Here is a 12984-nt window from a genome sequence, read left to right as displayed (position 1 = left end):
ATGACGAGCGCAGCCACAGGGCAGGCAGACCAGGCTTCCCGTCGCACCTTCATCACCCTGTCGGTGATGGTGGCGACCATCATGCAGGCGCTGGACACCACCATCGCCAACGTCGCCCTCCCCCACATGCAGGGAGCCATGGGGGCGACCCAGGATCAGATCTCCTGGGTGCTCACCTCCTACATAGTGGCGGCCGCCATCTTCATGCCGCTGACCGGTTTCATCTCGGCAAGAATTGGCCGCAAAAGGCTGTTCATGTGGTCGGTGGCGGGCTTTACCGTTGCCTCCATGCTGTGCGGCGCGGCCCAGAGCCTGGAGCAGATAGTGCTGTTCCGCCTGCTTCAGGGGATCTTCGGTGCCAGCCTGGTGCCCCTCTCACAGGCGGTGCTGCTGGACACCTATCCGCCTGAGAAGCACGGCTCTGCCATGGCGCTCTGGGGGATAGGGGTCATGGTGGGCCCCATTCTGGGGCCGTCGCTGGGGGGCTGGCTCACCGAGTACTACAACTGGCGCTGGGTCTTCTACATCAACCTGCCGTTCGGCCTGCTGGCCTGGTTCGGACTTGCCGCCTTCATCGAGGAGACGAAGATCGATGCCAGCCGCCGCTTCGATCTGCTGGGGTTCGCCCTGCTGAGTCTCGGCATCGGGGCGTTGCAGATGGCGCTGGACAGGGGAGAGTCCCAGAACTGGTTCGCCAGCCGGGAGATCGTCATCGAGACCGCCCTGATGGTGATGGCGTGCTACCTCTTCGTGGTGCATATCTTCACCCACCCGCATCCTTACATAGAACCGGCCCTGTTCCGGGATCGCAACTTCAGCGTCGGTCTGCTCTTCATCTTCATCGTCGGCATCATCTTGCTGGCGACCATGACGCTGCTGCCTCCCTTCATGCAGGGGCTGATGGGTTACCCGGTGATCGACGTGGGTTACCTGCTCGCCCCGCGCGGGGTGGGCACCATGGTTGCCATGATGCTGGTGGGCAGGCTGTCGGACCGGGTGGACGCCCGTTACCTCATCCTGTCAGGGCTGCTGCTCACCAGCTTCTCCATGTGGGAGATGACCCTGTTCAACACGGACATCGGCAGCTGGGACATAGTGCGCACCGGCATCATCCAGGGGCTGGGGCTCGGCTTCATCTTCGTGCCCCTCTCCACCATCACCTTTGCGACCCTGGCGCCGCGCTATCGCAACGAGGGGACGGCGCTGTTCAGCCTGGTGCGCAACATCGGCAGCAGCATCGGCATCTCGGTGGTGATCACCTATCTGGCCCAGCGATCCCAGATGAACCACGAGGCGTTCGCCGCCTACATCACCCCGTTCAATGTCAACCTGCATCAGGGCGGGGGCATGGCGGAGCTGATGACGCCGAAGGGGCTGGCCATGATCAACGGCGAGGTGACCCGGCAGGCCAGCCTGCTCGCCTACCTGCAGGATTTTCGCCTGATGATGTGGGTCAGCCTGTGCGCCGTGCCGCTGGTGGTGTTGCTGAGGGCTCCCGGGCGCAGCGGCTCTCGGGAGGAGATGGCCATTCTGGAATGAATCACGAAGGGGCGAGCAACAAAGAAAGAGGGATGGCGCAGGCCATCCCTCTGTCGTTTGGCAGGATCAGCGTGCCGGCGTGAAGGGGGTGAGCGCTGCCAGAGGCGCAGCGTCCCCGTATTCCCGGACGGGTTCGCCGTGCTTGAAGATCTTGAAGGTCTCGCCCCGGGCACTCCAGTACTCGATGTGATTGCCGCCGATCTGCAACAGGCTCGCCTCGCGCAGGGCCACCACGGATTCGCTCGGGTTGATGGCGCAGAACTCGGCCAGACGCTCGTCCCGGGTCTCCCCCATGTGGCCGCTGATGCTGGCGTCCAGATAGTGAGGGTTGATCTGCACGGGGAAGAGCCCCAGCGCAGGCAGCACCACGGCGCTGCACACCGGCATGTCGTTGGTGGTGCGGATGCTGGGGGTGGCCACGTTGCAGCCGGCGCTCCAGCCCACATAGGGCACGCCCCGCTCGCGCACCGCACGCTGGATGGGGACCACCAGACCATACTCGTGCAGCCGCTGGTTCAGGAGCCAGGTATTGCCGCCGCTGATGAAGATGGCGTCGGCCCGGTTGATGGCATCCACCGGATCGTCGAAGTGATGGATGCTGATGGCGTCCACCCCCAGACTCTCGGTGAGCTCCCGGGCACGGGCATCCCAGTCGCTGCGGATCACCGCGTAGGGGATGAGCAGGATGCGCTTGACCTGGTTGCGAGCGAGCAGGGTTTGCACCCGGTCGCGGGCCCAGCCGAGCAGGCCGGGGTGTTCTGTGGTTTTACCGTTGCTGAGCAGAAGCAGTTCCATGATGTGTCCTCGAAACAAGGCGCAGGACCCGAGCGATCCTGGTGAAGAGAAGAGGGCACTCTACCGCCATCGAAGCGCCAAATGTGTGATCCCTGCCCGTTTTGTACGGTTGCAGGCCACTCAGGGGTGTTCGTTCACCTGCGCGTAGCGCAGCAGCATCTCGGCGAGGGAGTTCACCGCCAGGCGTTTCATCAGGCTGGCGCGGCACACCTCGACGGTGCGCACCGAAATGCAGAGATCCCACGCTATCTGCTGGTTCTTGTGGCCCCGGGCGATGAGCTGCAACAACTGGCGTTCGCGCGGGGTGAGGCGCTCAAAGGCGGCCAGCTGGGCGAGGCGGGTGGCCGCGCTCAGCGTCGCCTGCTCGGCCCGCTCGATAGCGGCGAGCAGGGGGGCCAGCTGCACCGGCTTTTGCAAGAAATCCACCGCCCCCAGCTTGAGGGACTCCACCGCCAGGGGCACCTCGCCGTGGCCGGTGAGAAACAGGATGGCGATGGGGCTCTGGGCCGCCTTCAGCCGCTGCTGCACCTCGGGGCCAGAGAGCCCCGGCATGCGGCAGTCGAGGATGAGGCAGGCGGGCTGGTGCAGATCGACCTCTGCCAGAAAGCGCTCGCCATCGGAAAAGCTGAACAGCTGCCGCTCGTCGCAGCTCTCCAGCATGAAGCGCAGGGAGTCGAGCACGGCCTCGTCGTCATCGACCAGATAGAGCGGGGGGCGGGCAGGGGTCGGCATCTCAGTTCCTTGGCATGTCGGTGGATGAAGGGAGGGTTTCGGGTGGCGGCACGGGCAGGATGACCCGGGCCAGGCAGCCGTGGGGGCTCAGGTTCTCCAGGCTGAACTGGCCGCGATGGCTCTCGACCACCTCCCGGCAGATGGCGAGCCCCAGCCCCATGCCATCGGGCTTGTCGCTGTAAAACGCCTGCTGAAGTTCGGTCGTGGGGACCCTCAGGCCGGCACCGTTGTCACGGATCTCCAGCAACAATCTCTGCGCCTCGAAGGCGATCAGCAGCTCAACCCGGGCAGGCTCCTGTGCCGCTGCTGGCGTAGGAAGGCGAGCCCTCTGCGCCGCACTCTCGGCGCCATTCTTGATGAGGTTGACCAGCAACTGCTCCATCCCGGTGCCGTCCAGAGGGAGCCGGCGCGGCTGGCCTCGCCAGTGCAGGGTGAAGGCGACGTCGAGCGGCGCCAGCATCTGCTCCAGCAGGGGGCACAGCTCCGCCACCAGGCTGGGCAGGTCGCAAGGCGCGAAGCGGGGAGGGCGCTTCTGCAGCCTGGCCCTGAGCCGGTTGACGGTCTGGGTGATGCGCTGGACCTGGCGCCCTATCTGCTCCAGGGCCTGACGCAGGGAGGCCTGGGCGGCAGCCTGGGCCGGATCCTGTGCTAGTTTGTCCAGTCGCAACAAGGCCCCCTGGCTGTAGTTGGCGATGGCGCTGAGGGGCTGATTGATCTCGTGGGCCACGTTGGCGCCCAGCTCGCCCAGTTCGGCGAGCCGTCTGGCCTGTGCCAGCTGGCGTCCCTTCTGCTCGAGCTGGTGGCGGGCTTTGAGCAGCCGGCGCTGGCTGCGGTTGAACAGGTATTGCAGCAGCAGGTGGTGGCCCCCCAGCAGCAGTACCAGCACCAGGGCACCCCAGCCCCACTGTTGATGCTGGCGCAGCCAGTGCCAGGCCGATTGCCACCAGGGGCCCTGCAGCGGGTGACGATCCAGCGCCTTGAGCAGGCGGTCGATGGCGAGCTCGCTGGTGGGCACGGTCCAGCCCGCCGAATCGGCGGCGATGGCCGCCTCGCTATCAGCGGGCAGATCGTACAGCGCGCGGGTCACCGCCAGCGCCAGCGCGGGGGAGGCCCGCTCTGTCTTGGCGAAGGACCAGTTGGGGTAGAGCCGGGTCGAGCTCTGGCAACCAAAGTCGGCCGGCGCCTGATCGTCCAGCACCCGAAACGCCCCCCTGGCGACCTTGCCCTCCCGCTCCATGCGCTCCAGCTGGCACACCGGCACGATGGCGGCGGCCACCTCCCCTGCCGCCAGCCGCTCGATGAGCCGGTCCAGCGGAAAGCCGGTGAACTGCACGGTGGAGAAGAAGCGCTCCAGCCTGACCCCCTGTTCGCCCGCCTCGAAGCGATAGGCGAGGTAGCCGCCGAAGGCGTTCTCCGAAACGGCTGCGACCGCTTGCCCCTCTAGGTCACGCCAGTGTCGGTAGGGGGCCTGGGCAGGCACCACCAGGGCGGCGCCGATGGCGAGGTTGTCTCCCCCGGCCGGGCTCTTGAGGGTGGCGAGCCAGGCCAGCGGATACTGGCGCGCCAGACTCACCGACTGGCCCGGGTTGGTGATGACGAAATCGAGGTGCTCGCGGGCGACGGCCTCGGCCAGTTCATCGAGCCCCAGCGGATGCAGCACGAAGCGATGGCCGTGCACGCGCTGTGCCAGCCAGCGCAGCAGCGGTTGCCACTGGGCTCTGGCCAGGGCAGGGCCGCGGGTTGCCAGCACGCCGATGCGTATCGGCTCGGCCAAGGCCTGCACCGGCGTGGCCTGGGATGGTGCGGATTCCTGTCGGGCCGGCGCTGGCGAAGAGGGGGTCGGGGCGGCCTGCACCCGCAGCGGCAGTGCTGACAGGGCGAGCCAGAGCAGCAGGCTGAGCAGGGGCAAGGGGACTGGGGCGTGCAGGGGGATCTCCTCTCTATGCAAAGGGGCAGTCTATCACCGGGACGTGCGCTTGCATGCGAACGGGGGCCGGGAGGGGCGGCAAACGCCGCCCCGGTCACAGTTCAGCAGGGCTGGGGCATTTTTTATTGCGCTGGATCAACCCGGCTCCCGGTATGTGGAAAACCACAATAGAGGCGACTTCCTGCGTTGAGGACAATCGGCCCAACCCCTTTCAAGCCAGCTCAGCAGAAGGAAAGATGCCATGGAGCCCAGCAAGCGCCGATTGTTATCCGGGATCGCCGCCCTCACCGCAGGGGCGGCCCTGATCCCCGTCACCCAGGCTCAGGCGCAGTCCGTTCCCGCTCCCCGCAACGGGCGGGCGGCCATCAGCCGGGGGGACGGGCGCAAGCGTTACGGCATGCTGATCGACCTGCGCCGCTGCGTCGGCTGTCAGGCCTGCACCGTGGCCTGCACCATCGAAAACCAGCCCCCCCTCGGCCAGTTTCGCACCACGGTGAGCCAGTACGAGGTGAGCGACGTGGCCGCCCTCAAGGCTCCCGCCTCCCTCTTGATGCTGCCGAGGCTGTGCAACCACTGTGCCGAACCCGCCTGCCTCGATGTCTGCCCCACCGGCGCCACCTTCCAGCGCGATGACGGCATCGTCGTGGTCAACAACGACTGGTGCGTCGGCTGCGGCTACTGCGTGCAGGCCTGCCCCTATGACGCCCGCTTCATCAACCACGAGACCAACACCGCCGACAAGTGCACCTTCTGCGCCCATCGGCTGGAGGCGGGGCTCTTGCCCGCCTGCGTCGAGAGCTGTGTCGGCGAGGCGCGCATCATAGGCGATTTGAACGACCCCAAGAGCCGGATAAGCCGCTTGCTGCGCGAACACGAGTCGGCCCTCAAGGTGCTCAAGCCCGAGGCCAATACCCAGCCACGGGTCTTTTATCTCGGCATGGACGAGGCCTTCGTCAGCAAGGTCGACGGCAACCCGGCCCTGCGCACCCTGCTCACCGACGATGGCAAGGAGATAGCCCATGGTCATTAACGAACTGCTGGCCCCGGCTCAGCCCATCACCTGGCTGCCCTGGGCGGTGCAATATTTCTTTCTCATCGGCCTCGCCTACGGGGCCCTCTGGCTCGGCGCGTTTGAGCTGTGGCGCAAGGCGCCGGATCCGCGGCTGCAGACCCTGGCGGCGGTGCTGATGGTGGCGGCCGGTCTGGTGGCCCCCATCGCCCTGACGGCAGACTTGCATCAGCCGGCCCGGGCCTGGCACTTCTACGCCCAGACGCGCTTTGGCTCCGTCATGTGGTATGGCGCCTATCTGCTGCCGCTGTTCAGCCTGCTCTCCATGCTGCTCGGCTGGCTGCTGCTAAGACCAGCCCTGGCCCGGCGCGGTGCAGAAGGGGACAAGATAGCCCGCCTTGCCAAGCTGCTCTGCCTGGGAAGCTGGTCGGGGCACGTCTGGCTGCGGCCCCTCTCCCTGCTGGCGGCCCTGAGCGGGCTCAGCATCGCCCTCTACACCGGGCTTGAGACCATGGCGGTGGCGGCGCGCCCGCTCTGGCATACCCCCTGGTTGCCCTGGCTGCTGACCCTGAGCGCCGTGCTGGGGGCCCAGAGTGCCCTGCTGCTGCTCAACCGCCTGCTGGCGGGCTGGGGTGCCCAGACCGAGTCGACCCTGCTGCGCCAGAGTGGTTGGACGTTAGGCCTGCTGGCGCTCTCCCTGCTGGGCTGGGCCCTGTTGGGCGGCGCCTCGGCGGCAGAGGCCGCAGCCCTCTATCGGCTCGACCCGAGCTGGCGGCTGGCGGCCCACTGGCTGCTGCTGACCCTGGGGCTGGCCAGCCTGCTGATGCTGCTGCGGCGAAGGATCTCTGCTCGCCTGGCACTCTGGGGGTTGGCGCTGCTGGGGCTGCACCTGGTGTGGGGCCTGCGCTGGCTGGTGCTGATCCAGGGGCAGCTCGCCCCCAAATACGGGGCCGGCGTCTATCTCTATGAAATTGCCTGGGGCCCGGCCGGTGTGCTCGGCATTCTCGGCACCTTCGGTCTGCTGCTGGCCCTGCTGGTGGCCCTTTCGGAGCTGGTGCGCCCCTCTGTTTCCCCCGCCATCAAGGCACCCACTTCTTTTGCACGCGAGGCACTCTGATGGATCACAGCAAACGCAAATTTCTCAAGGGCGCCGCCATCGCCGGCGGTACCGGATTGTTCGTCGCCGGTTACAGCGACACCCTCAAGCAGGTGGCGAGCGGCCTCACCACCGGCAGCTCGGGCCAGCCGACCCGGGATCCCATCCATGGCAACTCGCTGGCCGTGGAGTACCGGGTTGACGAGCGGGGGGAGTTGCACCCCAACCCGGCCCAGCGGGTTGCCAATACCATGTGCCTCGGCTGCTGGACCCTGTGCGGAGTGCGGGCCCGCATCGACAACGAGCGCGACCAGATAGTGCGGATCCTCGGCAACCCCTATCATCCCCTCTCCGCCCGCCATCACATCGACTTCAAGACCCCGGTCAAGCAGGCGCTGCTCGCAACCAGTGGCTACCAGGAAGGGGGGCTGGACGGGCGCTCCACCGCCTGCGCGCGGGGCAACGCCATGCTGGAGCAGCTCGACAGCCCGCAGCGGGTCACCCGCTGTCTCAAGCGGGTGGGGCCCCGTGGCAGCGGCCGCTGGCAGAGCATCCCCTTCGAGCAGCTGGTGGCCGAGGTGGTGGAGGGGGGCGATCTGTTTGGCGAGGGCCAGGTTGAGGGGCTGCGGGCCATTCGCAACCTCGCCGAGCCGCTCGACCCGGCCAACCCGGAGTACGGCCCCAAGGCCAACCAGCTGCTGGTGAGCAACGCCTCGGACGAGGGGCGAGATCACTTCATCAAGCGCTTCACCTTCAACAGCTTCGGCACCCGCAACTTCGCCAACCACGGCGCTTACTGCGGCCTGTCGTTCCGGGTCGGGGCCGGCGCCCTGCTGGACGATCTGGAGAAGAACGCCCACCTCAAACCGGACTGGGACGAGAGTGACTTCCTGCTGTTCATGGGCACCTCGCCCCAGCAATCGGGCAACCCCTTCAAGCGCCAGTCCCGCCAGCTGGCGGCGAACCGGGCGCGACCGGGCAAGCCGTTCTCCTACGTGGTGGTGGCCCCCAGCCTGCCCAACACGGTGAACATGCCGTCCGCCCCCGCCAACCGCTGGCTGCCCATCCGCCCTGCCACCGACTCGGCGCTGGCCCTGGCCATGCTGCGCTGGATCATCGACAACCAACGCTACGCCGAGCCCTTCCTGGCTGCCCCCAATGCCGAGGCCGCCGAGCGGGCCGGTTATCGCGGTTTTTGCAACGCCAGCCACCTGGTGCTCTGCGACGAGTCCCACCCGCGCTTCGGTCAGATGCTGCGGGCCAGCGATCTTGGCTTGCCCTTTGAGGGGGAAGCCTATGGGGAGGGGGACGCCATGCTGGTAGAGGAGGCGAGCAGCGGCGAGCCGAGACCTGCCGGTCAGTGTGAGCGGGCCAGCCTCTGGGTGGATCGCCCCATTCAGGGCCCCAAGGGGGAGTTCATGGTCAAGAGCAGCTTCCAGCTGCTGGCCGAGGCGTGCCGGGAACACTCCCTCGCGCAATACAGCGCAGAGTGCGCCGTGCCGGTGAGCGATATCGAGGCGCTGGCGCGGGAGTTCACCAGCCACGGTACCCGCGCGGCAGTGGTCTCCCACGGCGGTACCATGAGCGCCAATGGCTTCTACTCGGCCTGGGCCATCATGATGCTCAACGTCATGATTGGGAACCTCAACGCCCGGGGCGGCGCCGTGGCGAGTGGCGGCAAGTTCGATCCCTTCGGGGCGGGGCCGCGCTACGATCTGGCGAGCTTCCCCGGCATGGTCAAGCCCGCCGGGGTCTTCCTGTCGCGATCCAAGTTCCCTTACGAGAAGACCTCTGAGTATCGGCGCAAGCGCGAGGCGGGTCAGAACCCCTATCCGGCGCAAGAGCCCTGGTTCCCCATCTCCGGCCCCTTGCTCGGCGAACACCTGACCGCGGCGGTGAACGGTTACCCCTACCGGCTCAAGGCCTGGATCAATCACATGGGCAACCCCCTCTACGGTCAGGCCGGGCTCAGCAAGGCCATCGGCGAAGAGCTCAAGGATCCTGTCGTGCTGCCCCTTGTGGTCAGCATCGACAGCTTCATCAACGAGTCGTCGGCGCTGTCGGACTACCTGGTGCCGGATACCCTCACATACGAGTCCTGGGGTTGGGCCACCGCCTGGCACGGGGTGCTGACCAAGGTCTCCACCGGCCGCTGGCCCATCGTGGAGCCCCGTGTCGCCAAGACCGCCGAGGGAGACCCGGTCTGCATGGAGTCCTTCTTTATCGCGGTGGCCAAACGGCTGGGGCTGCCGGGCTTTGGCGAGGGGGCGCTCAAAGGGGCAGATGGCAAGCTGCATGCCCTGCATAAGGCGGCGGACTTCTCCCTCTACGGTGCGGCCAACGTCGCCTATCTCGGCGAGCCGGTGCCTCCTATCGGGCCTGAGGATCTTGCCTGGTCCGGGGTGGAACGGATCCTGCCGGTGTTGAACGCCACCCTGAGTACGGAGGAGGCGGGCCGCGCCGCCTATCTCTTCGCCCGCGGCGGGCGCTTCGAGCCGGCGGCCAAGGGGCGCGACGAAGCGGGTCAGCCGAGCAAGCGCTGGCCCAAGCCGTTGATGGTATGGAACCCCGAGGTGGGCAGCCGCCGTCACAGCCAGAGCGGGCAATACTTGAGCGGTACCCCGCGCTTCTTCCGCCCCCAGCTGGCGGACGGCACGCCGCTCAATGAGGCGTTCAAGCCGGCCCAGTGGCCGCTGCTGCTTACCAGCTACAAGTCCCACACCATGAGCTCCATGAGCATCGGCTCGGATCGTCTGCGCCAGGTGAACCCCAGCAACCGGGTGCGGCTCAATGAACAGACGGCGGCGCAGCTGGGGATCGAGAGCGGGGACAGGGTGCGGGTCAGCACACCGGATGGCAGCGTGATCGGGGTGGCCGAGTGCGTGGCCGGGGTGCAGGCCGATGCCATCGCCATCGAGCACGGCTTCGGCCACAAGGAGCTGGGGGCGCGGGAGCACTGGATAGACGGCCAGAAAGTGGTCGCCAATCCGCTGCGCGGAGCCGGGGTCAACCTCAACGATCTGGCGGTATTGGATCCCAGCCGCCATGGCCGCTACCCCCTGGTGGACTGGGCCATCGGCTCGTCGGCCCGCCAGGGGCTGCCGGCCCGGGTGGAGAAGCTGGTATGACAAACCAATGAAAACGGGGCCTGCGGGCCCCGTTGCTTGTCTGCTCTGCGTCACTGTCACAGTGTGACGTCGACCCACACCAGGCGGTGATCCGAACTGACGCCCTTGGCGATGCCGAGCTTGGGGTCATACACCAGGTGGTAGCCCGGCTCGAAGCTGGCCGGCCAGAACACGCCGGAGGCGACCGCGTTCAGGTTGGCGGAGGGCAGCACGTGGTCGAGCTGCAGGCCGCTGCTGCTGGTGATGCGCTCCGGGGTGGGGCGGTTGTTGTTGCGCTTGCACTGATCCGGCTGGCTGGCGAGGCACTCGGGGCCGCCCTGGCTGACCGGGATCAGGGCGCCGTTGGTGACGGCCTGGTTGACCAGCACATGGTTGTGCAGCGCCTGAATGGCGGTGAGATCCCCATCGCCAATCTGGGGATCGGCGTTGAGATCACCGGCGATGACGAACCTGGCGCCCTCGGCCAAGCCACCGGCCTTGCCGGCGTCATCCACCATGTAGCCAGCCCCTGCCACATAGTCCTGCCAGAAGGCTATCTCCGCACGGTTGCGTTTGACGTTGTGGCGCGCCGCGTTGCCGAAGATGGGCGGGGTCGGGTGGGAGATAAGGAAGTGGAGCACCTCCTCCCTGTCTCCCTGCCTGATGCGCACCGGTACGTCGGCGTGGTTCTTTGAGGAGAGGGGGAGCGCCTGCCAGGCGGCGTCGTCATACCAGGCATCGCCACACTGGCGGCCGCTCGGGATCGGTGCCCTGGGGTTGTGGCAGTCGTCGATGACGGGGTTCGCTTCGCCCGGCATCTCCTTCCACTTGAATGTCTGGAAGGTGCGGATCTGCCTGGTATCGATGGGATACCGGGACATCACGGCGAAGGCGTACTGGCCGTGATAGCTGCCAAAGCCCCAGGCGTCGTCCGGCCTGCTCACTCGGCCATCCAGGTTGAGGTCATGACCACTCATCAGGCCGGTGTTGGTGGCGAAGTTCTGCAGCACCGGATAGCTGATGGCGGTCACCTCGTCGTGCTGGGCATGGGCCAGGTAGTTGTCGTTGAAGGCTTTGAGGTCCGTGGTGTCGCTGCCCTTGCCGTCATTGTCGAATTCGCTTAGCAGCAACACGTCCGGCTGGGTGCGCTGGATGATTTCGGCGATGTTGCGGATCTGCTGCACGTCGAGGGCCTTGGTCTTCTCGGCGCCGCTCAAGGTTCCGTCGGCGAGGCGGGCCAGCAGGGCATCCTGCTCGGTGCGGGTCAGGGCGAGCTCTTCCCCCAGCATGCCGGGTGCAGTGCGATCGAAGGCGAGATTGAAGGTGGCAAAGCGAACCATGGCGGGCCTCGGCGTCAGTGTGGCCGGGACAGCCTGCCATCTTTGGCAGGAAAATGGCAGCACCCTGCCGAATTTCATGGGAACGGTGCCCGGGTTTCCCCCGTGACACGCAAGCGCTCGGCTCAGGCCCAGCGGGAGAGAGGGGAGGGAATGGCGTAGGCGTAGCCCTGCTGGTAGTCACAGCCCAGCCGGTTCGCCACCTCGATATGGGCCTGGGTCTCCACTCCCTCGCACACCACGGCCATTCCGAGTCGTTGCAGGTATTTCACCAGCCCCGTCAGCATGTTGAGGGCATGGGTGCTGCGTACAGCCTGGAGCAGCAGGGAACGATCCAGTTTCACGATCTCGTAGGGGAGCATCATCAGGCGCTGGAAGTTGCATGCCAGGGAGCCGAAGTCGTCACAGGCGATGTGGGCGCCATGGGCTCGCAACACCTCGATCATCTCCCTGTGCTGGTGCTTGATCCTGACGTGTTCCAGCACCTCGAACCAGATGGCGATCCCCAGCTTGCGGGCCTGGAGCAGCACCAGCAACAGCAGATTGCGGTAGGTGGGGCTGGAGAACGCCGGATTGAGGTTGATGGAGAGCGCATAGGGGCCTTTTTGGGCGAGCACGGGCAGATCGCGCATGATGGCCCTGAGCATGACGATATCCAGGTGCAGAGCGTCATTTTCGCCGAGGGCGGCAAAATCGATGCCCTGATAACCCTGGCTGCCGGCATCCCAGCGTCTGGCCAGCACCTCATACCCCTTGACCTGACGATCCTGGCCGATGATGGGCTGGTAAAAGGGGACGACGATATCCGCCATGCTGACCATGGCACTCACGGGATACTCTTCTTTGAACGCAAACATGGCTCTCACCTGACGGGAACATGGCTGCGCATCATACAGGGAGGGTCTAAAGGGAGGCTGTAGGAAGAGTCTGATAATGGGCGTGGGCAGGAAGGAGGGGGTCAGGGAAGGGCATGGCCCTGTGCAGGTGCGGCGCCAGCCAGGGGGGCTGCGTGCATGGCCTGGGCAAGCCAGGACCAGTCGAGCATGGGGGAGCCCGCCTTGAAGCGCTGATAGGCGCATCCCTGACGGATGGTCAGGAAGAGGGTGCTCGGCAGGCCGAGGCGGTTGAGGTAGCGCACCATCACGTCTCCCTGGTAATCCCGCAGCCGCAGTTGCAGCTCGGGCAGTGTCAGCCCGTGCTCGCGACCCGTTTCATCCCAGATTTCAAACATCTGTGTGCACTCCTTGCGACATGAGGCTCCACTGTTTCTAAAAAGTGCGGGGAGGGCAATTGTCAGATCTGACAGCGCCATGTGGATTCTATCCAGAAAAGCGAAAACCCGGCGCGAGGCCGGGTTGTCTGAAGGATGGTGGAGGGAGAAGGATTCGAACCTTCGAAGGCAGAGCCGTCAGATTTACAGTCTGATCCCTTTGGCCGCTCGG

At 66.3% G+C, this 12984-nt stretch carries 9 protein-coding genes and 1 pseudogene; 4 read left to right on the top strand and 6 right to left on the bottom strand.

Annotation, left to right across the window (positions count from 1 at the left end; genetic code table 11):
- A complete protein-coding gene (locus BGO64_RS08285; protein WP_286700453.1) occupies positions 1–1539 on the top strand; it encodes a DHA2 family efflux MFS transporter permease subunit in 1539 nt (512 codons plus the stop codon).
- A gap of 66 nt (positions 1540–1605) precedes the next feature.
- On the opposite strand, the gene pepE is transcribed toward BGO64_RS08285, so the two are convergent.
- The 3 genes from pepE to BGO64_RS08270 form a co-directional block, all read right to left on the bottom strand.
- Positions 1606–2334: a dipeptidase PepE gene (pepE, locus tag BGO64_RS08280; protein WP_069651801.1), complete on the bottom strand. Its 729-nt coding sequence runs from the start codon at positions 2332–2334 to the stop codon at positions 1606–1608.
- 120 nt (positions 2335–2454) lie between these two features.
- The gene (locus tag BGO64_RS08275) at positions 2455–3066 is read right to left on the bottom strand and encodes a response regulator transcription factor (RefSeq protein WP_286700452.1); all 612 of its coding nucleotides are present in this window, start codon (positions 3064–3066) and stop codon (positions 2455–2457) included.
- Position 3067: 1 nt separating this feature from the next.
- Positions 3068–4975, bottom strand: coding sequence for a sensor histidine kinase (locus BGO64_RS08270; RefSeq protein WP_286700540.1), 1908 nt, complete (start codon positions 4973–4975; stop codon positions 3068–3070).
- Between the two features lie 259 nt (positions 4976–5234).
- Here BGO64_RS08270 and dsrO point away from each other — a divergent pair, with 259 nt between their 5' ends.
- Genes dsrO through BGO64_RS08255 form a run of 3 tightly spaced genes read left to right on the top strand, consistent with a single transcriptional unit; the run spans position 5235 to position 10226 of the window.
- On the top strand, positions 5235–6023 hold the full coding sequence (gene dsrO, locus BGO64_RS08265; RefSeq protein ID WP_286700451.1) for a sulfate reduction electron transfer complex DsrMKJOP subunit DsrO: 789 nt from the start codon (positions 5235–5237) through the stop codon (positions 6021–6023).
- Positions 6013–7119, top strand: a complete 1107-nt coding sequence (gene nrfD / locus BGO64_RS08260; RefSeq protein ID WP_286700450.1) for an NrfD/PsrC family molybdoenzyme membrane anchor subunit — start codon at positions 6013–6015, stop codon at positions 7117–7119. The genes dsrO and nrfD overlap by 11 nt, the downstream gene beginning before the upstream one ends.
- The gene (locus BGO64_RS08255) at positions 7119–10226 is read left to right on the top strand and encodes a tetrathionate reductase subunit A (protein WP_286700449.1); all 3108 of its coding nucleotides are present in this window, start codon (positions 7119–7121) and stop codon (positions 10224–10226) included. The genes nrfD and BGO64_RS08255 overlap by 1 nt, the downstream gene beginning before the upstream one ends.
- Positions 10227–10282: 56 nt before the next feature.
- On the opposite strand, the pseudogene BGO64_RS08250 reads toward BGO64_RS08255, so the two are convergent.
- From BGO64_RS08250 to BGO64_RS08240, 3 genes and pseudogenes are all read right to left on the bottom strand, one after another.
- Positions 10283–11585 (bottom strand): annotated as a pseudogene (locus BGO64_RS08250) (endonuclease/exonuclease/phosphatase family protein).
- Between the two features lie 82 nt (positions 11586–11667).
- Positions 11668–12399, bottom strand: a complete 732-nt coding sequence (locus tag BGO64_RS08245; protein WP_286700448.1) for an EAL domain-containing protein — start codon at positions 12397–12399, stop codon at positions 11668–11670.
- Between the two features lie 101 nt (positions 12400–12500).
- Positions 12501–12773, bottom strand: a complete 273-nt coding sequence (locus BGO64_RS08240; RefSeq protein ID WP_010673275.1) for a hypothetical protein — start codon at positions 12771–12773, stop codon at positions 12501–12503.
- Positions 12774–12984 lie beyond the last annotated feature (211 nt).

Origin of the sequence: Aeromonas sp. 62-46 (assembly GCF_001898585.1) — a bacterium.
Lineage (GTDB): Bacteria > Pseudomonadota > Gammaproteobacteria > Enterobacterales > Aeromonadaceae > Aeromonas > Aeromonas caviae.
The sequence above is the reverse complement of the archived record's forward strand: the minus strand, read 5'-3'. Positions and strand labels throughout refer to the sequence as shown.